This is a genomic window from Virgibacillus dokdonensis, from assembly GCF_900166595.1.
GTDB classification, from domain to species: Bacteria; Bacillota; Bacilli; order Bacillales; family Amphibacillaceae; genus Virgibacillus; species Virgibacillus dokdonensis.
Genome location: NZ_LT745763.1, coordinates 1,772,675 through 1,796,597, shown reverse-complemented (window position 1 = coordinate 1,796,597; position 23,923 = coordinate 1,772,675). Strand labels below are relative to the sequence as shown.

Genomic DNA, 23,923 nt, shown 5'->3' with positions numbered 1-23,923 from the left:
TCCTATTAGTCATTGTATAGCTTATGTTTTAAATAAGATGTAGAAATTAAAATCATCATCGATATGATTGATAATGGGTTTATCCCGAATATAAGTAAAAATGCTGTAAGACTCGCTCTTAAAGCATTGAAAGATGTGAGCTGGGCAAGTCTAAACGGGAAGATAGCAACGCCTAAATCCCCATTTTTTCATTTAAACAATCCCTGTGGAATAAAAGAAAACCCCCATGAAGCACTTTATGTAAAAGCTATCATTTTTTACTATCAACCATATAACTATAATAATATAAAAAACTCCCGTCCCCTCATTATTTTTCAATAAATAAGGGACGAGAGTTTAACCCGCGTTGCCACCCTAGTTGATGTACATAACATCCGCTCTATGCAGTTAACGCCTGCGATACGTTTATACCTACTTGAAATTCGATATAAAACCTCTGGAGCGTCTTTCATTGGGCGAATATGTAAAATGCTTCCAGCCATTGGCATTTTTTCTCTAGTCAATTCGGCAACCAACTACTGTTTCCGTCATCGGTTCATTTACAGATATAATTTGTTCCATACAAACAAGAAATTATCGTTTAATAATAATAGTCTCCAAACCTACATTATAAAAATTAGTTTAGGTAGACAATCGTATTTGAATAAAGTACCGCACCTAACCAATACAAAGGAATGTATATTATAATAATCGTTCAAAGCCATTCTGTCAAGCACGATTGATCTTTTTCTTTAATACATGAATTTCCCTTAACGATAAACCTAATTCTTCTGCCATCTCCATATGATTTGCTTCCGCTTCTACTAACTCCATAACCTGATGTAAATTCACTCCAAACAAGTCCGTATGTCGATGAGCATTCCACTGTTTTTTTGATTTATGCATATACGTATCCTCCTCTTTCTTAGTTTTGCCTCCATTCATTTTTTTTATTATACTTAGTAGAAAGTTTGTAATTAACCATCATTGATAACGTTACCAATTAGGAGGTGTCTTTTTGAATAAACGTATAATGGCTATTTCCATTCTAGTACTGTTGTTTACTTTCAATTCGGACAAATCTGTTAGTTTTGCACAACAAGGTACTATTACAGAAGATAACGTGCATATGCGTTCAGGGCCTGGAACAGAATTTCAAATAATAACACAAATTAATGATGGAACAGCATTTACATTGATAAAACAGCAAGTAAAGTGGGTAGAAATACAATTAGATGATAGTAGCGTCGGTTGGGTTCATGCTAAATATATTAGCATCAAAGACCAAGTGGACACACCGTCTACAATCACTATTCCCCATGATAATACCCAAATTCGTAGTAGTCCATCCACGGATGCTCCTATAGCAAATTTTGCAAAGAAAGGAAGTTCGTTTCAAGTTCTTTCTTCCAAAGGGGACTGGTACGAAATAGAAGATAAAGCGATACATGGATTCGTATATAAAGCCCTTACTGAACCTGCCCCCCTCCCTATGAAAAGCAGTTTTGCTAACAAATCGATTGTTATTGATGCTGGTCATGGCGGAAGAGATGTTGGAGCGATAGGTGCAAGCAGCGTATTTGAAAAAGATGTGGCTTTTTTGACAGCTCAAGAATTAACAAATGAACTATCCATGCTCGGTGCAAATGTCCGATTAACAAGAAGAAATGACGATTATATCCCTTTAAATAGCAGAATTAGCTACAGCAACAATTTTGATACAGATGTATTTATCAGCTTACACTACAACAGCGTACCAAACTTACCTAATGTTACTGGTATCGAGTCCTTTTACTACAAAGAAGCAAATCAAAAGTTAGCTGCTTCGATCCAAAAGAAAGTATTCCATGCTGTTCAAACAGATGATCGTGGTACATCATTTGGAGATTTTTTAGTACTTAGACAAAATTTGAAGCCAGCTATCTTACTAGAATTAGGGTTTATTTCCAACAAAGCAGAAGAATCACGTCTTCTAACGACGATGTACCAGAAGAAGCTTGTGTCTGGCATCATCCAAGGGTTAGGTTCCTATTTCGCACGTTCTGAGATTGGTAAAGCTGAATAGTGAAACTGTTATACAAATAAAAGCCGCATGAAATCACTTTTGAACTCTCTTTAGAGTTACAACCTATTCCATGCGGTTCATAGCTTATCTTTGCTTACTATCTAAAATTAACGTAACAGGGCCTGAATTTGTCAATTGGACATCCATCATTTCCCCAAATGCCCCAGTTTCTACATGAACACCTTCATCTGTAACTAAACGATTAAATTGAAGGTACAGCTCATTTGCTCTTTCTGGTTTAGCTGCATTCATAAAATTTGGTCTACGTCCCTTTTTTGTATCCCCATACAATGTAAATTGTGAAACAGATAAAATACTTCCCTCTACATCTTTTAATGATAAATTTAACTTTTGCTGTTCGTCTTCAAAAACACGCAGATGGACGATTTTATTAGCTAAATAAGTTGCATCCTCGATCGTATCATCATGAGTTACGCCAAGCAATACAACAAACCCATGTTCTATTCGTCCAATAACGGAATCATTAACTGAAACGCTCGCTGCTTTTGCACGTTGAATGACTGCTCTCATACTATACTCCTTTTCATAATACTGTAGTTGGTATGCAATGAAGTCCAGATAGCGCCACATAAGGATGGACTTAAGCATCCTCGTTATAGCAAGGGTATTCTTTACTCAAACTCTTTACAGCACTCTTTGCCTATCTCCGTTTTAGCTACCAAGCGTATTATTGCCTTATTAAGATACAATGTACATCAATGCAATGTTCGTTTTACGGAATACACTTCAGGAATTTGTTTGATGCGCTCGACTATTTTTCGAAGATGTGCTGTATTATGAATTAGAATGGTTATTTGAATAATTGCCATCTTATTTCGGTCTGACCTACCATTCACATAAGTTATATTCGTCTTCGTTTCATTTACGGCTTGTAGCACTTCGTTCACTAATCCTCGTCGATCATAGCCCGATATTTCCAAATCTACATGATATTGTTTCTGTTCTGTACGATTATTTTCCCATTCGACATGCAAAAATCGTTGCTTAGCTTCTTCTGTCTGCACGTTCGGGCAGTCAGCTCGATGAACGGATACACCTCTTCCTTTTGTGATATATCCTACTATTTGGTCGCCTGGTACTGGGTTACAACATTTAGATAAACGGACAAGTAAATTGTCAATCCCCTCTACTTTCACTCCAGAATCCCGTTTACTGACTTTCTTTTGTTTTCCATCTGTTTTAACTTCTTCAATGGTTTGTTCAAGAGCTTGTTGTTTTTCTTTTGATTGTCTTAATTTTTCTGTTAACTTTGTTGCTATAGATGCAGCAGTAATACCTTGATAACCTACCGCTGCATACATATCTTCTTCATTAGAGAAATTATATTTTTCATACACACGCTGCAAATTATCCTGCTTTAAAACATCTTTTGGTTCGATACTAAAGCTACGAATTTCACGTTCCACAGCTTCTTTCCCTTTTAACACATTTTCTTCACGACGCTGTTTTTTAAAAAATTGCTTAATCTTACTTTTAGCTTGAGAAGTTTGGGTTATTTTAAGCCAATCTTGAGAGGGACCATAAGAATGCTTTGACGTCATTACTTCAACTATATCGCCGTTTTTCAATTTATAATCAAGTGGCTCCATCTTCCCGTTAACTTTTGCTCCAATCGTTTTATTACCGATTTCTGTATGAATTTTATAGGCAAAATCTAAGGGAACGGAACCAGCTGGAAGCTCAATAACATCTCCCTTTGGAGTAAACACATATACCATGTCTGAGAATAAATCTACCTTTAAAGATTCCATGAATTCTTCTGCGTCATGTGTATCATTTTGCCACTCCAAAATCTCCCTAAACCAAGTTAATTTCTCTTCAAAAGACTTTTTATCATTTTGAACTTGCTTGCCTTCTTTGTACGCCCAATGAGCTGCAATTCCATATTCGGCTATTTCATGCATTTCTCTTGTCCGAATTTGCACTTCTAGCGGGTCACCTTTTGGACCTATAACGGTCGTGTGCAATGATTGATACAGGTTTGGTTTTGGCATAGCAATGTAATCTTTAAATCTCCCAGGCATCGGCTTCCAACAAGTATGGATAATGCCAAGAACAGCATAACAATCCTTAATGCTATTAACTAAAATGCGCACAGCAAGCAAATCATATATCTCATTAAACTGTTTATTTTGTTTTACCATTTTCCGATATATGCTATATAAATGTTTTGGACGGCCAGATAATTCAGCATCTATATTCATTTCTCTTAATTGTTTGGAAACTTGATCCATGACTTCTTTAATATATGATTCACGCTGATCTCTTTTTTGTTTCATTAATTGAACAATTCGATAATATTGCTGAGGATTTAAATAGCGTAATGCCGTATCCTCTAATTCCCATTTGATGGTTGAAATTCCTAATCGATGTGCTAACGGTGAAAAAATTTCTAGCGTTTCATTTGCAATACGACGCTGTTTTTCGGGAGGCAAATGTTTTAAAGTACGCATATTATGCAAACGATCTGCCAATTTAATTAAAATCACACGGATATCTTTCGCCATGGCAACAAACATTTTTCGATGATTTTCTGCTTGCTGCGCTTCTTTTGACTTATATTTAATTTTCCCTAACTTTGTAACCCCATCAACTAGCATAGCTACTTCATGATTAAATGCTTCTTCCACTTCTTCCACAGTCACATCCGTGTCTTCAACCACATCATGAAGAAATCCTCCTGCGATTGTTTCAGCGTCCATCCCGAGCTCCGTTAATATTCCTGCTACCTGTACAGGGTGGATAATATACGGCTCCCCCGACTTTCTAAATTGATCAGCATGAGCTTCTTCGGCAAATTCATAGGCTTGGCGAATAAAAGCAGTATCATCTTCCGACAGATACTGACTTGCCTTATTTAAAATATCATCTATTGTCATTATATCGGTTTTTGCCATAAAAAATCACCTTTATTCGCGAAATCGAGTCTAATTTTTAGTTATTTAAATAGTTTCATTATATGCTTTTCAAATACATGTGTCCATTGTTAGAATTAGCCAACTAGAAAAAAATCGAGTTGAGTAAATGTACTTGCCTAAAAATATAGTATACTGGCTTTTAAAAAAGATTACTTGGAAATTTTTCACTATTCTCATCGCTATTATCATTTAATTTGACAATATATCTGAGATGCATTTTTAATAGCCATCTTGGTAATAAGGGAATGTATGATATGTATTGTTAGCATTCATTAAGCTTTGATCAACCCCTTGGTTGACCAGATTATGTATATGACAGTAATAACAATAGGCCTAACGAGGGCTTATCGTCAGACCTAATTGGCACATTAAAAACGCATCAAAGATAGTACATCATAGCCTTTTAGTTTGTCCATTCCGTTTAAATAACTTAATTCAATAATAAATGCACATCCAGCAACAACACCTCCGAGTTCTTCTACTAATTGAATGGTTGCTTGAATCGTCCCCCCTGTTGCTAATAAATCATCTGTAATTAATACACGTTGACCAGGTTTAATCGCATCTTTATGAATGGTTAAGACATTTTTTCCGTATTCCAAACCGTAATCCACTTTAATGACTTCACGAGGAAGTTTTCCTTCTTTTCTCACTGGCGCAAATCCAACTCCTAACGAATAAGAGACTGGACACCCTATAATAAATCCTCTTGCTTCTGGACCTACAACGACATCTATTTCCTTTTGTTTCGCGTAATCCACAATTTCGTCTACTGCTGAATGAAAGGCTTCCCCATTTGCCATTAATGGTGTAATGTCTTTAAATTTAATTCCTTTCTTTGGCCAATCTTCTACAATTTTAATATATTTTTTATAATCCATAGCTTTGTTCCTCCTTGGGCCTTCCCAAATGTTCCATACAGTTTGTAAAATGTTTTTTTAATTGCTCGTAATTTGAGTAGTACAATTTCCTTTCAATCTCAGCTTGCTGTAAACGTTTCTGATATGTTGCTGACTCCTGCAAATCTTTTTTTAATGGCTTTTCTTCAACCTGTATTATTCTGCCTTCTATCTGTATAAAATGAAGTTCGTAAAACACATGAATTAAGAACAACAATTTATCCTTGCTCCAACCATTTGTTTGTGCAAATGGAGGTAAATCTTTATCAATGGATACTACTTTTTTCTGTTGTAAAAAAATATACATCTTTTTAAAGTCATCTCTAGACGGAAAAGCACGCAAATAAATGCTATCTTTTACATAATAACACAGATGAATATTTTTTGGCTTAATTTGTTTCAGTAATGCTTCTAAGTCTTTTAAGTTTGATGGCAGTGCAAATAAAATTAATGTATCCACATTTTCCAACGAAGACCAGTCGTCTTGATAATCTTTATGAGGGATTCCTAAAGACTCCGCACGGGTACGATCTCCTATACTAAAAACAGATGAGTATGAATGAATAAATTCATTTAAATTTGCTTGCCGCTTTCCACGATGATCAAACAGCTGCCATTCATCAATAGACAAGTCTTGAATCATTAGCTGTGGTTTTTGACTGCCATTCCATTCATTAATGCTTAACTCGCCTACGATGTTAACAGGCGTATGAGGAGTAAGGTAGTTGTACAACTCTCCAAAGCCAAAACCGATCGCATCAAGTTGTTGATTATTTTCTGTGAACTGCAATTTAAGGTGATTTTTCATACTCCCAATTTGCCTTGATTGTTCTGGTATAGCTTTTATATGAAACAACGGTTTCGAATTATGCATTCCAAATGGAGCTAATTGTTGAATTTCCTTAATTAAAGGAATATTTATTTGTGAAACAGGTAAAGTGGCATGAATGTTTAACTCTTGTTTGAAGTCTGACTCGCTTAATTGTTGAGCGATTTGTTTGTTTAAAGCTAGTTCCAACGGTTGAACATTCGTTAATGCTAATGTCATCCCTGCTGCTTGAGAATGTCCACCAAATTGCTCGAATAAATGATTTACTTGCATACAATTGTGAAATAAATCAAAAGCTGGGATGCTTCTGGCAGATCCTTTTGCAATTCCTTCATTTGGTTTAATAGACAGAACAATTGCTGGTCTGTCCCATTTACGAACTAGCTTAGAAGCAACAATTCCTAATACCCCTTCATTCCAACCTTCCTTTGCTACAACAATAACGTCTTGCTGCTCTTTATCAGATAGTAATCGCTCTGCTTCTTTTACAATCTTTTGCACAATTTGTTGTCTTTCGCTATTTATCTCTTCCATTTCTTCAGCAATGGTTATAGCTTCTTGTGGATCTTCGGTTAGCATTAATTCTACTGCCATGTCTGCTGATTGAAGTCTTCCTACAGCATTTAGTCTGGGCCCGATAGCAAAACCCACATCTTCTTCTGTTACATTACCGTTAATGTTAGCAGTCTGTTTTAAAGCTTTTAAACCTGGATTGGTGGTGTTTGCTAATTCTTTTAAGCCGTTGTATACCAATATACGATTTTCATCCACTAACGGTACAAGGTCTGCTACAGTACCTATTGCAACAAAACTTAACAATTGCTTGGGAAGATATCCAAGCAATGCTTGCGCAAATTTAAATGCTACGCCAACGCCAGCTAACTCCTGAAACAAATAATCAGGTGAGCATTTAGGATGAATAATCGCATAACATTCTGGTACATTTTCTTGAACCTCATGATGGTCTGTGATGATTACATCCATGCCTAATTCTTGCGCTATTTTTGCTTCTTCCATAGCGGCAATACCCGTGTCTACTGTTATTATAAGTGTATATCCCTCTCGATGTGCTTGTCGAAAAGCAGCTTCATTTGGACCATACCCCTCTGTAAAGCGATTCGGAATATAATAGTCGCACAGAGCACCTAATTCTTGTAATGCCTTTATCAAAACCGTCGTAGCAGTAACTCCATCAGCATCATAATCACCAAACACAAGTAGTTTTTCACCTTGTTCAATTGCTAATTTCACTCTTTTTACTGCTTTATCTATGGAAAGAAGTTTATCTGGACTATGTAAGTCTTCTAAATCTGGTTTTAAAAATTTAGATACAGCTTGTTTCGTCGTAACCCCTCTTTGTACCAGTAATTTTTCAATGATAGGGGAAATAGACAGGGAGTCGTTGTCCCTTTCTACGTTCGCTATTTCTTGTTCGATAAAATTCCAATTTGCCTTGCTTGCCAACATAATTTACCCCCCTGACCTATCCATTATACATAAATAGTTACAGGGGGAGCAACTACATTTCCTCTATATTTTTTGTCATGAAATTAGTTAAAGACTACTTTTCTTTCTCCTCAGTTAATTGAAGCGCTTCGCTTTCTTCTTTAGGGTGTGAAATACCTTCTTCTTCTAACCTGTTCATCAAGTTGAAATTTTCAGCTTCAAGGCGCTTCATTTCTCTTTGCATACGGTACATCTTAATTAACCCTACTGTTGCAGTTATTAAACCGCCCATTAGTACGGAAAATAGAATGACTAATATTAACGGTGATTCCGCGGACCAAAAGAGGTAATTGACCTCCACTGTCTCCACATTCGTAACGGCAAATACTGCTACGATAATCACAAAAACAATGGTAAATATAACATATGTTTGACCTCTCACATATTCCCCTCCTTTTAACAAACGCAGTATTATATACCCTTTTTCCCTTTTCTATAAACACTTTAAAAGCAAGGACGGCTCTACACCAAACGTACCTAGACGTTTGATGAGAGCCTCTCCTTATTGTCTATACTTGTGGGCCTTCTACACGCTTTTTCTTTGTAAAATCAACTGGTTTTTTCTTAATCATTTTTCCTCGCCATACAAGCCATAATTGTGAGGCTAAGAAAAGTGACGAATACGTACCAGCTAATAAACCAAACGTTAAAGCAATTGCAAATCCACCAATTGATTCAGCACCTAGAAATAAAAATGCTAATACAGCAATTAATGTGGTAATGGACGTATTGATACTACGTACAAACGTTTGTACTAAGCTTCGATTAACAACGCTAGCAAGCTCTTTATACGATTTAATTTTTTTCTTTTTCCTTAAATTCTCTCTAATTCGGTCAAAAGTAACAATGGTATCATTTATAGAATAACCAACAATTGTAAGAATCGCTGCCACAATGGTTATATCAAATTCAATTTGCGTAACACTAAAAATCGCGATCGTAAAGAAAGCATCGTGTAATAAAGCAATTATCGCCGTAATAGCGAAAAAGAATTCAAAACGAATAGTGACATAAATAATCATAAATATAGAAGCAATGGCGACAGCGTAAGCCGCATTTTTCACGAGCTCTTCACCAACAATTGGTGAAACAACACTAACGTTTGGCTCATTGCCATAAGTATCTACAAAATGGCTTTTCACTTCAGCAATTTTGTTTTTACTTAATACTCTATCAAATCTCGCAATGGCCATCTCTCCATTTTCCCCTGAAGAAACGATCGATTTCACTTCAAGATCAAGCTTGCCAAACTCCTTCTCTACTTCATCTGTAGTGATGCTAGTTTCAGCTAAAATTTCAATTCTTGAACCACTTGTAAAATCGATACCTGGATTTAATTTAAATAAGGCAAGGGAAACGATTCCTAGCACAACCATAATCGTTGATATCCAAAAGAATTTCTTTCGATGTTGAACAACATTGATTTCTCGATTAAATAATTTTGCTTCTTCAACTTGCTTATCCTTAATATCTTTAATGTCTGACCTTTTTACAGCAAACCAACTAGGACGCTGTTTTAAAAACGGACTTTTAATCCATAAGCTTAAAAGTAAACGAGTACCAAAGACAGCCGTAATAAAGCTCACAAGAATACTAACGATTAACATCGTTGCAAAACCTTTGACGGAGCTTGTTCCGAAAATAAATAATACGGAAGCTGCAATTAGCGTCGTTATGTTTGCATCTAATATGGTTGAAAGTGAATTCTTCGTACCAGCTTTAAATGAAGAAATTAACGATTTTCCAGTGCGTAATTCTTCCTTAATGCGCTCGAATGTAATGACATTGGCATCAACAGCCATACCTACACCGAGGATGAGGGCAGCAATACCTGGTAACGTTAATACACCATTCATTAATTCAAATACAAATAGAATAAGGTAAATATAGATGCTTAAATTAATTACTGCAATTAAACCAGGGAAACGATAAATAGCTATCATAAAGAGAAAGATGATGCCAACACCAATAAATCCTGCAAAAACGGTTTTGTTTAACGCCTGCTCCCCAAACTGTGCTCCTACCGATGTAGAATATTTCTCGACCATGTGTACTGGTAAGGAACCAGAATTAATGACATTGGCTAATTGCTTTGCAGATTCCACGGTGAAATTACCAGAAATCATGACTTGGTTCGTATTTAATGTCTGCGTTACGCTAGGAGCAGAAACATATTTAGGATCCTCTTTTCCATACTCTTCTGCAAAAGAATCACCTTCTTTGTAATCCATCCAAATGACTAATAAATTATCTGGATAAGTCGTTTCTGGGTTATTCATATCCTTTATTTTACTCGTTACTTCACCAAATTTCTCTGCATCCTTCAATTCTAATGTAACGATTGGTTGATTACTTTTAGGATCGAAATCCTGCTTCGCGCTATTTTCTTTAACATCATTGCCACTTAAAAGCTCTTTATCATTAACATCACGAAAAGAAAGCTGTGCTGTTGTTGATAGTAACTCTCTTGCTTCGGTTTGATTTTCTACTCCAGCAAGCTGGACACGAATGCGGTCTTCTCCTTCAATATCTATACTTGCTTCACTAATTCCAAGTCGATTCACACGATCATTTAAAGTCTCTACCGTTGATTCTAACGTTGTACGGTCTACCTCCTGTTGAGTGTCAACTGGTTCAACTTTATATAGAACTTCAAATCCACCTTGTAAGTCCAAACCTAAATTAATATCTTTTGTAATCCCTGTAACCGTTGTTCCAATTGTACCAGCAAAGATAAGTACGATTAGAAAAAAGGCAACAATTCTGCCTCTCATTTTCATTACAAATTGTCCTCCCTCTTATCATTAGGGTCATTCATTATGTAGTAATTTAATGATGGTTCATTTCTGTATTCGTAACTGCTGCAATAGAAGCAAATAAATCATCATTTTGCTGTGCACTTACAGTTAAATAACTAATGTAAGTCGCTGTTGTTAATTGAAAAATGTCTTGTACTACTTCATAAATTCTTTTTTCAGGGTCGCCTTTCCATACTTTCCCTACAAGACATTTCCAAACATCTTCTGGCGTTGCTTCTTCATATCCCATTAAATGAAATTCTTCCGCCTTACTTTGCAAAGCTGGACGGACCATTTCTTTCCATTCAGATACAGTTTGTACGATTTCCAACAGAACTCCCTCCTTTTATGGAGTTAAAATATTCTTATTTGCTTATTCTTGTCATGCTTGGACCATTAATTTGCATATATATCATTGTATATGATATTCCATTATTTGAGAAGGCAGGTCGTCAAGATGACGAAACAAACTTTTTTACAAGGTACACTTATTCTTATTCTTGCAGGTATGATCACTCGTTTTCTAGGCTTTATCAATCGAATCGTCGTCGCTCGATTGATTGGTGAAGAAGGTGTTGGTCTTTATATGATGGCTTTACCGACATTTTTTCTCGTCATCACATTAACACAGCTTGGCTTACCTGTTGCTATCTCTAAACGTATTGCTGAAGCAGAAGCTCGTGGCGATGAAGCAAAAACAAAAAAAATTGTCATCGTATCCTTGGTCATTACAGGTATTTCTAGTATCGTCTTTACCACTTTAATGATTACAGCGACACCGTTTGTCGCCAAACATCTATTGACTGACGAAAGAACACTATACCCACTGTTAGCTATCAGCCCAATCATTCCTATTATAGCTATTTCATCCGTTTTACGTGGTTATTTCCAAGGAAAGCAAAACATGAAACCACAAAGCTATGCACAGGTGTTAGAACAAATTGTGCGTATAAGTTGTGTAGCAATGTTTGTTAAATTACTCTTGCCTTTTGGTCTTGAATATGCTGCAGCAGGAGCCATGTTTAGTATTATTTTAGGAGAATTTGTGTCACTTATTTATATGACGCACAAATTCAAACGAAAAAAACGAATTAAAATAAGAACAAACTTTTTTTCTTATTTAGCAACCAGTAAATCTACAATAAAGGAGCTTTTTTCCATTGCTTTACCAAGTACAGGCAGTCGCTTTATCGCATCTATTTCACATTTTCTGGAGCCAATACTTGTTGCGCAAAGTCTAGCCATAGCAGGGGTATCCACCACATTAGCAACAAAACAATACGGTGAATTAACAGGTTATGTACTACCTTTACTGTTTCTACCAACATTTATTACCCATTCTTTATCCATCGCTTTAGTCCCTTCTATTTCTGAAGCGGAGGCAACAAAAAATAAACGGATGATTCATTACCGAATTCATCAAGCCATTCGGATTTCTTTTGCATCTGGAGCCATAGCTACGATTGTACTGGCTTTATTTTCTGTACCTATTTTAACATATATGTACGGAACCGCTAATGCAAGTAAATTTATCACAATAATGGCTCCATTTTTTATTTTACTTTATATCCAAGCTCCATTACAAGCCGCATTACAAGCACTTGACCTTGCTAAAGCTGCTATGTGGAATAGTTTAATTGGTGCTTTTTGTAAGCTTGCCATGCTTTTTTTACTCGCATCCAATCCGAATTTTGGGATTACTGGTGTTGCAATAGCTATTTCCTTAAGCGTCGTATTAATTACACTTTTACATTTAGGAGCTTTGTATAAAGCGATTAAATTTAGCATACCTGTTTTAGATATATCAAAAATGATTGCTCTTCTCTTATTGACTTGGGGAGTCGGTGAGCTATTACAACGTATATACGTAAATATGCAAGGTGGGATTATACTGTTAATTATCATCTTTGTTATATTAAGTTTCATTTATATACTTTTTTTATTTTTACTTCGCTTTATAACGAAAGAAGAATTGAAACAAATCCCTTTTCTGCAAAAATGGCTTTAAATTGGGGAGTTTTTAAAATATCAGACGATAATGGAAAAAAATAAAACACTTCCTGCCTTATTAGTCATCGTGTATGGAAGTGTTTTTATTTTTTATCCAATATAAGGAACTAAATAACGGAAATATATATAGATCGTAGAAACAACTAAGGATATAATCACTAACGGAAATCCATATAACATAAACCGAATAAACGATATTTTTTCGTGAGCTCCTTCAGCAAGCCCTGTTACTACTACATTAGCAGATGCTCCAATTAACGTCGCGTTTCCTCCTAAGCAAGCACCTAGCGCTAAAGCCCACCAAATAGGATCTAAATATACCATTCCATAACTTTCAAACTCTTGAACGACAGGAATCATTGCTGCAACAAAGGGGATATTGTCTACGATCCCAGAAAACAATCCAGATACCCATAGTATTAATAATACAGTCTGTACATAATCCCCATCCGTTATAACTATAATTGCTCTTGCGATTTCATCAATAACTCCTACTTCTTCTAAACCTCCTACTAGCGTGAACAAGCCTATAAAAAAGAATAACGTTACCCACTCCACTTTTTCAAAAATCTTTCCCGACGCTAATTCTTTTTCTGTCAAAAGAAGAAGTAACACAGCTCCAGATAATGCTACTGTAGTTAATTCAACATACAAAAATGCGTGTAATAAAAAACCCGTTATCGTTAATAGAAGAACAGTAATCGACTGATATAACATGGGTGTTCGGTGCAAGTACGCTTGTGCATCCATAGCTAATAATTCTTTGACATCAAAATCTGCCCTACGTAACGATTTACGAAACAACGCCAAAACAAATAATAGCATCACTCCGAACATCATTATAGCAATTGGAGCCATATGAATTAAAAACGATGAAAATGTTAAATGCTCCACCGCTTGTCCAATCATAATATTAGGAGGATCACCAATTAACGTTGCTGCACCACCAATATTAGAGCTGAAAATAATCATTAGCAAGTACGGAAACGATGGAAGCTTTAATAACTTGGTTATTTTAAGCATAATAGGAACAAATATTAATACCGTTGTTACGTTATCTAATAGAGCAGAACCAATTCCTGTTAACACCCCAGCACCAATTAATAAAGGTATTGGATCACCTTTAACCTTTTGCGCAAAGCGAATAGCTATAAAAGCAAACAAGCCTGTCTTTTCTGTTATTGCTATTAGTACCATCATGGAAAATAAAAGCGCAATCGTGTTCCAATCAATATATTCTGTTAACATACGTTCTGCAGAATATATCCCTGTTAATAACAACAACACTCCACCTGTTAAAGTGACGACTGCACGATTGATTTGTTCTGTCATAATAAATACGTAACAGCAAATAAAAATCACTGAAGCTACTATTATTTCCAACTAACTCCCCACCTTCTATGCTTACCTTTTTACGCTATATTTCAACTATATGTCATTAAAAAAGAAAATATTTTTCGTCTATTATTTTTTCTAAGTGAATAGGATGAAAGTAAGTGGACAATCTGGAAAGGAGGCAATCGTTATGAAAAGTAAACAATGGGTAGCATTATTATATGGATGGGTTATTGTTTTAGGACTTATGATGCTCGCAAGTTTTGTATTAGCTTTGTTGCTTCGCTTTACTACGTTTAATGATCCTGCTTTGTCATGGGTCACTTTCGTCATTGGCCTTATCAGTTTATTTCTTGGGGGGCTTGCAGCAGGCGTTAAAGGAAAAACAAAAGGATGGGTCATTGGCCTAATTACAGGAATGGGATTTACATTATTCGTTTTATCTGTACAATACTTAGGCTACCAACAAGGATTTACATTTGAACAATCCCTTCACCACGCTGGATATATGGCCGCTGCGTTATTTGGTGGTGCATTAGGTGTCAACATCGTTGGAGATGAGTCGTCAAGCGATAAATAACTAAACAATTATACTAGAGCAATTCTATCTTTTTGTGGTGCCAAACCATTTTTCACCAAAAAAGGAACACAAAAGCAATCGCCTTTGTGTTCCTTTATTACTTTATACCTATGTATAAAATTTTCCTGTTCGCTGGCATAAGCAACAGACGCTCGTCCATTGCTTATCCCTTATTGCGTAACCGTCATAGTTATTGTTGTTTTACTTCGCGGATTGCTGAACGATCATAAGTTAATTTAGATCCATCTCCAGCTTGTAAAACTAGCGTATCTTCATCCATTGCATGAATCTCTCCATGAAAACCGCCAATCGTAACTACAGCGTCCCCTTTTTGCAAATTAGATTGCATTTCTCTGACTTGCTTTTGGCGCTTTTGTTGTGGTCGAATAAGTATAAAATACAGAAGCACAAACATCAGAATAAGTGGTGCTAACGTTGCTAACATTTCCATTTGTTCTATTCCTCCCTTCTACACGTTAAAAATTCCTAGCATTCGGTTTATTAAAACCGTATTGCTCAAAGAATTCCTCCCTAAATGAGCCAAGACGATCTTCGCTAATCGCTTTTCGTACTTGCTCCATTAATTTTAACAGAAAATATAAGTTATGATAAGTAGTAAGTCTGAACCCGAACGTTTCATTACATTTAATTAGATGACGTATATAGGCACGTGTGTAATTTTTACAAACATAGCAGTCACAATTTTTATCAATGGGTGCAAAATCACGTGCATATTTTGCATTCCGCACAACTAAACGACCGTTCGACGTCATACAAGTACCGTTCCTTGCAATTCTAGTAGGAAGGACACAATCAAACATATCCACCCCGCGAATCGCGCCATCAATTAAAGAATCAGGCGAACCAACGCCCATTAAGTATCTTGGTTTATGACTAGGCATGAAAGGTGTCGTAAATTCAAGCACACGATTCATGACGTCTTTTGGCTCCCCAACAGATAATCCGCCAATGGCATAACCAGGAAAATCAAGGGAAATTAAATCACGCGCGCTTTGCTTTCTTAATGCTTCATATTCTCCACCTTGGATAATACCAAATAAACCTTGCTCCCCTTTTCGTTCATGTGCTTTTAAGCATCTTTCAGCCCAACGTGAAGTTCGTTCTACAGAACTTTTCATATATTGATACTCTGCAGGATAAGGTGGACATTCATCTAACGCCATCATAATGTCGGAGCCTAAAGCATTTTGTATCTGAATGGCTTTCTCCGGAGATAAAAATAGCTTTTCCCCGTTTAAATGACTACGAAAATGAACTCCTTCTTCCGTAATATGTCTATTTTCACTCAAACTGAACACTTGAAATCCGCCTGAATCGGTCAAAATTGCTCCATTCCAATTCATAAACTGATGTAAGCCGCCAGCTTCTTTAATAATATCTTCACCCGGTCGCAACCATAAATGATAGGTGTTAGATAAAATAATATTGGCATTTATCTCTGCTAACTCTTCTGGACTCATTGTCTTTACGGTTGCTAATGTCCCCACCGGCATAAATGTTGGAGTATCGAACGATCCATGTGGAGTGTGTACACGCCCTAATCTAGCGCCTGTTTGTTTACATGTTTTCTTTAATTCATAAGTAATTGGTGTCATGATTTACTCTTCCTTTATCAATAAAGTCGTTCTTTCAGCAGTTGGGTGATCTTTTCATGCAAAGTACGTTAAAATTATTGCAAAATCATTCACTGTGGTTAAGCGTATATTTAAGCATATATAAACATGGCATCTCCAAAACTAAAGAAACGATATCGCTCTTGTACAGCTTCACGATATGCTTCCATCACAGCATCTTTACCAGCAAATGCGCTAATTAACATTAATAAAGTGGATTTAGGTAAATGAAAATTAGTAATTAAACCATCAACTGCTTGAAACTGATAAGGAGGATAAATGAAGATATCTGTCCAACCACTAGCTTGCTTAAAAGTTCCATGATTATCCCTAGCAATGGTCTCTAAAGTACGTGTAGATGTAGTACCTACTGAAATAATTCGACCATCAGATTGTTTAACGTCATTAAGCAAATCCGCTGTATTCTGATCCATATGATAAAATTCTGCATGCATCTCATGTTCTTCCACTGTCTCTACACTTACCGGGCGAAAAGTACCTAGTCCTACATGTAATGTGATAAAAGCAATGCATACCCCCATTTGCTCTAATTCATTTAATAGCTCCTTCGTAAAATGAAGTCCAGCAGTAGGAGCTGCAGCAGATCCTTCTTCTTTTGCATAAACGGTTTGATAACGTTCCTTTTCAGGAAGTTGTTCTTTGATATAAGGAGGTAATGGCATCTCACCTAATTGATCTAGTACCTCATAAAAGATTCCTGTATAAGCGAAATCCACCACTCGACCGCCATGCTCTTTGATTTGCGTAACTGTTGCAGTTAAGAGACCATCTCCAAAACGGATTACCGTTCCAAGCTTTACTTTTTTCGCTGGCTTTGCAAGTATTTCCCACGAATCCCCGTCTACTTGATGTAACAACAATATTTCAACATTTGCTCCCGTATCCTCTTTTATACCATGAAGCCTTGCTGGTAATACTCGGGTATTATTTAATACAAGGCAATCCCCCGGTTTTAAAAATTGCTTTACATCAAAAAAATGGTGGTGAGAAATAGCTTTCGTTTGTTTATTTAAAACAAGAAGCCTTGAAGCCGTACGTTCTTTTAACGGCGTCTGAGCAATTAATTCTTTTGGTAAATCAAAGTCAAATTCTTCAATATTCATGATGAAACTCCTTACTTTTATCGAAACTTGCCAAAAATATAAAACAACAATGTTAGAATTAAGCTAACCACAATAGATGTAACAATAGGAAAATGAAAAATCACATTTCCTTTTTTCCACGTGATATCCCCTGGTAACTTACCGATGAAATTCCAAATAACTCCCATTAGCAAGAAGATAATTCCTAGTACAATAAAGACTTTACCGAGGTTCATTATCCGCTCTATCCTTCCATCCAAAGTGTTCATAAGCCTCTTGCGTTACTATTCTTCCCCGTGGTGTTCGCTGAATAAACCCAATCTGTAATAAAAACGGCTCATATACATCTTCAATTGTTTGCGGTTCTTCACCTATTGTAGCTGCGATGGTATCTAAGCCAACAGGACCACCTTGAAAATGATTCATCATTCCCTTTAATAGTTTATGATCGATATGATCTAAACCTTGTTTATCTACCTGTAGCATTTCTAATGCTTGACCAGTAGTAGATAAACTAATTTTCTGTTCTCCTTTTACTTGGGAAATATCACGAATTCGTTTTAACAGACGGTTCGCAATTCTTGGCGTACCTCTAGATCGTTCAGCAACCTCCAAAGCTGCCTCTTTTGTAATACTTGTATTAAAAATGTCGGCAGTACGTTCAATAATCATACATAAATCTTCTGGATCATAAAAATCGAGCCTGCTCAACACCCCGAATCGATCACGCAACGGAGCAGATAACAAACCAGCTCTTGTTGTTGCCCCGACTAATGTAAACGGTGGTAAATCTATTCTGACAGATCTTGCACTTGGTCCTGAACCGATCACAATGTCAAGAAAAAAATCTTCCATAGCAGGATAAAGAACTTCTTCAACGGTTCTAGGCAACCTGTGGATTTCATCAATAAATAATACATCACCTGCTTCTAAAGAGGAAAGAATCGCTGCCAAGTCACCTGCTCGCTCAATAGCAGGGCCTGATGTAGATCGAAATTGAACACCCATTTCATTGGCAATAATAGCTGCTAACGTTGTTTTACCAAGCCCTGGAGGACCATATAAAAGAACGTGATCTAAAGGCTCCTCACGCATTTTAGCAGCCTGAATAAAGATGCGTAGGTTTTCTTTCACCTTATGCTGTCCAATATATTGTGACAACATCGTCGGGCGCAAACTTAATTCAACAGTTGCATCCTCTTCTTGCAGTTCACCAGTGACCATACGATCTTCCATTAACCTGCTCCTCCTCTCTTAATTTTTCATAAGTAATGCTAATGCTTTACGAACTAACATATCCGTTGTTTCAGACCCTGTATGTGATAATTTAGATAAAGTAGCTTTTATTTCATTTTCTGAGTAGCCTAAAGCTTTTAACGCTTCTTTAGCATCTTGAACAGCTGTATTATCAAATGGCTCATCTATTTTCTGCTGTCCTTCATTTACAGTAGTTGAAATAGTTAATTTTCCTTTTAAATCAAGAATGATTTGCCTTGCTGTCTTTTTCCCGATACCTGGAAAATGAGTTAAAAAAGCTTCATCTTCTCGTTCAATTGCTGCAGCAAATTCTCCTACATGAACAGACCCCATAATAGCGATCGCACCTTTAGGGCCGATGCCTGAGACAGATATAAGCTTTGTAAACAAATATTTTTCATCGAGGTTCTTAAAGCCATATAACAGTTGTGCATCCTCGCGAACATGATGATATGTATATACTTTTATATCTTTATTTTCTAAATCTTGAAAAGCAAATGGATTGGCACAAATAATTTCATAACCAACCCCCTGTACATCAACAATAATCGCTTCTTCGTGTATATATGTAAGCTTCCCTTGTATATATGCAATCATTTCTCTACTCCTTTTACCTTATCCATTCATTCTATCATAAGTTGATGGAAATGAATAAACTTCTATTTCTAGCTTGAAGAAATAGAAGTTTAACGTCAAAGTGTGTACAGCGATTATTCCGTTACTTCCAAATTATGATGAATATCTTGTACATCTTCGTTTTCTTCTAATGTTTCAATTAAATTCATCATTTGCGTAGCGGCTTCTTCTGATAAAGTAGTAGTTGTTTGCGGGATAAGTGTTATTTCTGAATCAGCAATAGCGTAACCAGATTCCACCAAGCAATTGACAACTTCTGGAAAATTTTCTGGATCTGTAAATACTTCAAACGTACCTTCCTCTACTTGTATATCCTCAGCCCCAGCTTCCAAGGCTTCTAATGTTAATTCGTCTTCATCTATTTCACCTTGTTCATCGATAATAACAATGTAACCTTTACGGTCAAACATAAACGACACGCTGCCATTTTCACCTAGGTTACCATTGTTTTTTTTGAATGCATGGCGTATGTCTGCTGCCGTTCTGTTTTTATTGTCTGTTAGAACATGCACAATGACAGCTACTCCTCCCGGACCATACCCTTCATATGTTAACTCTTCAAAATTGGCACCGTCTAATGACCCGGTTGCTTTTTTGATTGCACGATCTATATTATCGTTTGGCATATTATCAGCTTTTGCTTTATCAACAGCAAGGCGTAGACTCGGGTTTAACGCCATATCACCACCACCTTGCTTAGCAGCCGTATATATATCTTTGGCATGCCGCATGAAGATTTTTCCTTTTTTTGCATCTTGCGCGTTTTTTCTTCGTTGTATATTTTTCCATTTAGAATGACCAGCCATGAGGACATTCTCCTCTCTAGAAATTTCCTTTCTTACTATATCAAAAATAAGCCAATTCTTAAAGAGATACCCATAATACCACTTACTCCAATTTATAAGCCTTTGAGGTAGTATGTACTGCTCACGAAATTAACAGTGAAACAGAAATAAAATGCTCTCTCGCTATGTACATCTCCTCTTCATTCTAACAGATTTAACTTAGATTAAAATAATAAGGTTGTGGCTTTTTCTATTCGTTGGGAATGAGGAGAGAACCCGCAACTTCGTTTCCAATCGAGTGGAAGCGGAAGTAAAAATCACCTTCCACTTCTTTTTCTCACTTTACAAATTGGTTAATAAACTCTTCCATTTTTTTACCATTATCCTTTGCTTCTATCCTTGCTTCTAAATTTTTCATTTTCTCCCAATGCGCATCGTCTGTATAAATAATGATTTCTTTATTTGCTTGAGGTAGTAATTGTTTTACTTCTTTTTTAATGTCTTCCCCAACATCATCTGTCACATGCGCATTTAACTTTACTCCTATTAAAATACGGTCAGCTGTAGAAGCGACTTGAGCTTGACTAATTTGTTTATGATCTCGTAATGCTTCTGCGATTAATTTTGATTCTTCATTGGTAAAAGGATCAGCATAACCACTTTTAAAATCCGATCGATTTATATTGTCTTGCTTACTTTGTGGATAGCCACCTTTTTCTCCAACTGTCTCTTCTCGAATATTTAAACGATCTTTCCTCTCCTTATCTGTTTCATAATGAATAGGCTGCGTATTGTCTTTTTCATGGTGTTGATAATCATATTCGGCTTCTTCATTCGTACAACCTAGCACAATAAAAGCCAAACTGAGTAGTATAATATTTATTTTAAACCGCATAAAAAAACACCTCCTTACCAATAGTTTGGTTCATGAAGGTGTTTTTACACAGTTAATAATAGGTAAAGTCTATTTTTTTCGAGAAAAAAAGGGTAAACTTTCACGCTTATGTGCCGTTCTTTTGTGCATGGTTTCAATTTTTTTACGGTCTGCTTGAGGAATATCTTCACCTTTGAGATATGCGTCGATCACGGCATAACGAATGCCCATTTCTTCTTCGTCACTCTGTCCTTTCCACAAATCTGCACTAGGCTGTTTGTTTACAACAGCATCAGGAATCCCTAAATAAGCTGCTAATTCCTTCACTTCTCCTTTTGTAAATTCAACAATAGGAAGAATATCCACTCCGCCGTCTCCATACTTTGTGAAATAACCTGTATACCATTCCGCAGCATTATCTGTGCCGACAACGAGATAATTATGATTAGTTGCTATCGTATATAGCGTACTCATCCGTATTCTTGCACTTAAATTGGCTTTCGCCAGTTTTTCATTATTTGTATTATACATTTGATTTGCTTGTAGTTCTGAGTGAATAGAGTTATACATATTATCTCTCATTTTAGCTAAATCAATTGTTACATGATCTATATCTATTTTCTCCACTACAGATTTCGCATCTTTTACAGAAGAATTACCTGAATGGATTGGCATAATTACTCCTATAGAATTATCTGGACAAGCTTTTTTAATTAATGCTGCCACAACAGCAGAATCAATACCTCCACTAACACCTACAGCTAATCCCTTAACGCCTGTTTTTTCCACTTGAAATTGTAACCAACTTACAATTTCGTCTACTTCTTTTTTCAACTTAAGCCCTCCTTATTTATATTAGCAACCATAAAACTGGTTGTCTGTTTCCTTTTTCTTCTTAACTAATTAGACATTTCATTCATAAGTATGTTTTACTTTTCACAAAATACAATTCCTTTATAGCATGTATTCAAGCTCTTACAATCACGTTAAACGTAATGCTACATAGGAAAATCTACTGTAAATGGAAACTTACTTTAATTATAATACCATTAATATGAATTTTTCACACTATAGGAATTCACAAAGTTTTTATCGACCTAGCTATAACCCAATATTTCCCGTACTCTATTTATGTACACTGTTATTGATTGGCTTTTAATACAACATTACATGTAAGCGAAATGTGGCTAGTTACCACTGCGAAAAAACGCAACGCTTTCCATACGCTAGCGCTAAGGCCTCTTCGAAAAAAAGAAGTTCGCTCTTTTCTGCGAGGTTTTCCCACTACGTTTCCACAGGACAAGGAAACTACAGACAGCGAAACATTGCAATTATTTTCGAGTCTCTGTGTTTTTTCTCCGCTTGCTTAACGGTACCACTGACGCTATATAGACTTCAAACTCCCAATTCACGGCAATGGAAAATCTCTCAGCTACCGCGCTATCAATTGCTGACTTGCTTTTTTCTTTGTTTGAGTATATGCAAACTCTAGAGATACTGACCACTCCGCTATCTCCGAAAAAAATCAGCTAGTATGAATATGACAGTAATCGTGTTTACAAAAACAAAACAAATAAATATTAGAAAAACTTAGCTTGTCGTCACTTTTTTTGGCGGAAAGCTATCGTTTTTCTTATAATATAAACTTTTATACTCTCCTATAAAGTATAAAAAAGAGACGATGGAAATGTCGCCCCTTTTAACAATTACTTATCTTCCTTCTCTTCCCTTTGTTCTTTCTGTGATGATTCATAATACCCAGGAGGCATCGGAAATGGCATTTGATTCATATTATTTTGAAACGGGGGATACAACGGCACATGCATTTCTGATGTATGTTGGTCAGGACTTTCTTCTCCCACTTGGTTGCGATACATACCCTGAGACCCACATTGCATTTGACTGTTCCAAGACGCTTGAGCTCCTCCCCCCATATTCGCCTGCATTTGCGGCATCATTTCATTTCCCATAGTTGGCATATATCCTTGACTTCCCATCATGCTAGCGTGTTGCCCGTGCTCATAAGCCATTGGCATTGATGGCATCGCCATACCATGACAAGCCCAAGGGATCGGTCCTACCGTCTGAAAAGGTATTTGTGGATAGCACGGATCCATAACGTAACAGCATAGTGGAGCCATCGGAACTTGTGGTTGCATCATTGGCATTGGCTGAGGCATTGGTTGCTGTTGTGCTTTCACCTGTTTTGGCTCCTCTTTTGGCTTTTCCTTTTTAACAGGCTTTGCTTCTTGCTTTGGTTGTGCTGGCATTTGCGGAAAGTTGATTGTTGTATAATTTTGAAACTCTTGTTCCATTACTGGCATTTGCATCATTGGTTGGGTATGCATTTGTTGCATTGGTGGCATTTGTGGCATAGACGGCATTGGCGGCATTTCCGGCTTCACCATTTTAGGTTTTTCCTTATCATCTTCCTTAATCACAGGGGTTGGCTTTTTCTGGATTTCTTTATATGGTTGCTCTTTCAGAGGTTGCTGCATTTCCTTCATTTGTGTTTGTTTTACTGATTTGGAATTTCCAGGAATTTTTATTTTCATCCCAGGCATAATCATGTCTGGACTGGAAATTTGACTATTTAATTGCTTTAATTCTTCAAAATCCACACCATATTGTTGAGCTATCTCCCACATCGTATCACCTTTTTGTACAATGTGTATTTTCAAATTCATCAAACTC

At 36.4% G+C, this 23,923-nt stretch carries 23 protein-coding genes and 1 other annotated feature; of the genes, 4 read left to right on the top strand and 19 right to left on the bottom strand.

What is annotated here, in order from left to right; translation table 11 throughout:
- Window positions 1-63 precede the first annotated feature (63 nt).
- A complete protein-coding gene (locus tag B2C77_RS09860; RefSeq protein WP_077703458.1) occupies window positions 64-321 on the top strand; it encodes a hypothetical protein in 258 nt (85 codons plus the stop codon).
- Window positions 322-540, bottom strand: a binding site (T-box leader).
- A gap of 168 nt (window positions 541-708) precedes the next feature.
- Here the strand turns inward: B2C77_RS09860 and B2C77_RS21665 are convergent.
- Entirely contained in the window at window positions 709-885 is a 177-nt protein-coding gene (locus tag B2C77_RS21665; protein ID WP_164085519.1) for a hypothetical protein, read from the bottom strand.
- A gap of 112 nt (window positions 886-997) precedes the next feature.
- Here B2C77_RS21665 and B2C77_RS09855 point away from each other — a divergent pair, with 112 nt between their 5' ends.
- Window positions 998-2,044, top strand: a complete 1,047-nt coding sequence (locus B2C77_RS09855) for an N-acetylmuramoyl-L-alanine amidase family protein (RefSeq protein ID WP_237342726.1) — start codon at window positions 998-1,000, stop codon at window positions 2,042-2,044.
- 84 nt (window positions 2,045-2,128) lie between these two features.
- On the opposite strand, the gene dtd is transcribed toward B2C77_RS09855, so the two are convergent.
- The 7 genes from dtd to B2C77_RS09820 all read right to left on the bottom strand — a co-directional run bounded on the left by dtd (window position 2,129) and on the right by B2C77_RS09820 (window position 11,346).
- Window positions 2,129-2,575 carry a D-aminoacyl-tRNA deacylase gene (dtd, locus tag B2C77_RS09850; RefSeq protein WP_077703457.1) on the bottom strand — a complete coding sequence of 149 codons (447 nt, stop codon included), beginning with the start codon at window positions 2,573-2,575 and terminating at the stop codon, window positions 2,129-2,131.
- A 185-nt stretch (window positions 2,576-2,760) separates the two neighbouring features.
- The gene (locus tag B2C77_RS09845; protein ID WP_077703456.1) at window positions 2,761-4,962 is read right to left on the bottom strand and encodes a RelA/SpoT family protein; all 2,202 of its coding nucleotides are present in this window, start codon (window positions 4,960-4,962) and stop codon (window positions 2,761-2,763) included.
- A 389-nt stretch (window positions 4,963-5,351) separates the two neighbouring features.
- A complete protein-coding gene (locus tag B2C77_RS09840; RefSeq protein WP_077703455.1) occupies window positions 5,352-5,864 on the bottom strand; it encodes an adenine phosphoribosyltransferase in 513 nt (170 codons plus the stop codon).
- Window positions 5,854-8,178: a single-stranded-DNA-specific exonuclease RecJ gene (gene recJ, locus B2C77_RS09835; protein ID WP_077703454.1), complete on the bottom strand. Its 2,325-nt coding sequence runs from the start codon at window positions 8,176-8,178 to the stop codon at window positions 5,854-5,856. Before recJ ends, B2C77_RS09840 begins: the two co-directional genes overlap by 11 nt.
- A 94-nt stretch (window positions 8,179-8,272) precedes the next feature.
- On the bottom strand, window positions 8,273-8,599 hold the full coding sequence (locus tag B2C77_RS09830; protein WP_077703453.1) for a LapA family protein: 327 nt from the start codon (window positions 8,597-8,599) through the stop codon (window positions 8,273-8,275).
- 127 nt (window positions 8,600-8,726) lie between these two features.
- A complete protein-coding gene (gene secDF, locus B2C77_RS09825; RefSeq protein WP_077703452.1) occupies window positions 8,727-10,997 on the bottom strand; it encodes a protein translocase subunit SecDF in 2,271 nt (756 codons plus the stop codon).
- 49 nt (window positions 10,998-11,046) lie between these two features.
- A complete protein-coding gene (locus B2C77_RS09820) occupies window positions 11,047-11,346 on the bottom strand; it encodes a post-transcriptional regulator (RefSeq protein ID WP_077703451.1) in 300 nt (99 codons plus the stop codon).
- Window positions 11,347-11,472: 126 nt separating this feature from the next.
- Here B2C77_RS09820 and spoVB point away from each other — a divergent pair, with 126 nt between their 5' ends.
- A complete protein-coding gene (gene spoVB, locus B2C77_RS09815; RefSeq protein ID WP_077703450.1) occupies window positions 11,473-13,023 on the top strand; it encodes a stage V sporulation protein B in 1,551 nt (516 codons plus the stop codon).
- Between the two features lie 92 nt (window positions 13,024-13,115).
- On the opposite strand, the gene B2C77_RS09810 is transcribed toward spoVB, so the two are convergent.
- Window positions 13,116-14,408 carry an ArsB/NhaD family transporter gene (locus B2C77_RS09810; protein WP_077703449.1) on the bottom strand — a complete coding sequence of 431 codons (1,293 nt, stop codon included), beginning with the start codon at window positions 14,406-14,408 and terminating at the stop codon, window positions 13,116-13,118.
- Between the two features lie 142 nt (window positions 14,409-14,550).
- On the opposite strand from B2C77_RS09810, the gene B2C77_RS09805 reads away from it, so the two are divergent.
- Window positions 14,551-14,940 (top strand): TIGR04086 family membrane protein, encoded by a 390-nt coding sequence (locus B2C77_RS09805; RefSeq protein WP_077703448.1) that lies wholly within the window; start codon window positions 14,551-14,553, stop codon window positions 14,938-14,940.
- A 190-nt stretch (window positions 14,941-15,130) separates the two neighbouring features.
- Here the strand turns inward: B2C77_RS09805 and yajC are convergent, their stop codons facing one another.
- From yajC to safA, 10 genes are all read right to left on the bottom strand, one after another.
- A complete protein-coding gene (gene yajC, locus B2C77_RS09800; RefSeq protein ID WP_077703447.1) occupies window positions 15,131-15,391 on the bottom strand; it encodes a preprotein translocase subunit YajC in 261 nt (86 codons plus the stop codon).
- Between the two features lie 25 nt (window positions 15,392-15,416).
- Complete coding sequence (tgt, locus tag B2C77_RS09795; RefSeq protein ID WP_077703446.1) at window positions 15,417-16,556, bottom strand: tRNA guanosine(34) transglycosylase Tgt; 1,140 nt, start codon at window positions 16,554-16,556, stop codon at window positions 15,417-15,419.
- Window positions 16,557-16,666: 110 nt separating this feature from the next.
- A complete protein-coding gene (gene queA / locus B2C77_RS09790; RefSeq protein WP_077703445.1) occupies window positions 16,667-17,698 on the bottom strand; it encodes a tRNA preQ1(34) S-adenosylmethionine ribosyltransferase-isomerase QueA in 1,032 nt (343 codons plus the stop codon).
- A 17-nt stretch (window positions 17,699-17,715) separates the two neighbouring features.
- Window positions 17,716-17,913, bottom strand: a complete 198-nt coding sequence (locus B2C77_RS09785) for a DUF2905 domain-containing protein (protein ID WP_077703444.1) — start codon at window positions 17,911-17,913, stop codon at window positions 17,716-17,718.
- The gene (ruvB, locus tag B2C77_RS09780) at window positions 17,900-18,913 is read right to left on the bottom strand and encodes a Holliday junction branch migration DNA helicase RuvB (RefSeq protein WP_077703443.1); all 1,014 of its coding nucleotides are present in this window, start codon (window positions 18,911-18,913) and stop codon (window positions 17,900-17,902) included. The genes B2C77_RS09785 and ruvB overlap by 14 nt, the downstream gene beginning before the upstream one ends.
- An 18-nt stretch (window positions 18,914-18,931) precedes the next feature.
- Window positions 18,932-19,531, bottom strand: coding sequence for a Holliday junction branch migration protein RuvA (gene ruvA, locus B2C77_RS09775; protein WP_077703442.1), 600 nt, complete (start codon window positions 19,529-19,531; stop codon window positions 18,932-18,934).
- Window positions 19,532-19,644: 113 nt separating this feature from the next.
- Window positions 19,645-20,376 (bottom strand): YebC/PmpR family DNA-binding transcriptional regulator, encoded by a 732-nt coding sequence (locus tag B2C77_RS09770; protein WP_077703441.1) that lies wholly within the window; start codon window positions 20,374-20,376, stop codon window positions 19,645-19,647.
- Between the two features lie 316 nt (window positions 20,377-20,692).
- Window positions 20,693-21,250 carry a YhcN/YlaJ family sporulation lipoprotein gene (locus B2C77_RS09765; protein ID WP_077703440.1) on the bottom strand — a complete coding sequence of 186 codons (558 nt, stop codon included), beginning with the start codon at window positions 21,248-21,250 and terminating at the stop codon, window positions 20,693-20,695.
- A 69-nt stretch (window positions 21,251-21,319) separates the two neighbouring features.
- Window positions 21,320-22,063, bottom strand: a complete 744-nt coding sequence (gene nadE, locus B2C77_RS09760; protein WP_077703439.1) for an NAD(+) synthase — start codon at window positions 22,061-22,063, stop codon at window positions 21,320-21,322.
- Between the two features lie 872 nt (window positions 22,064-22,935).
- Window positions 22,936-23,910, bottom strand: coding sequence for a SafA/ExsA family spore coat assembly protein (gene safA / locus B2C77_RS21870; protein ID WP_217697384.1), 975 nt, complete (start codon window positions 23,908-23,910; stop codon window positions 22,936-22,938).
- Between the last annotated feature and the right edge of the window lie 13 nt (window positions 23,911-23,923).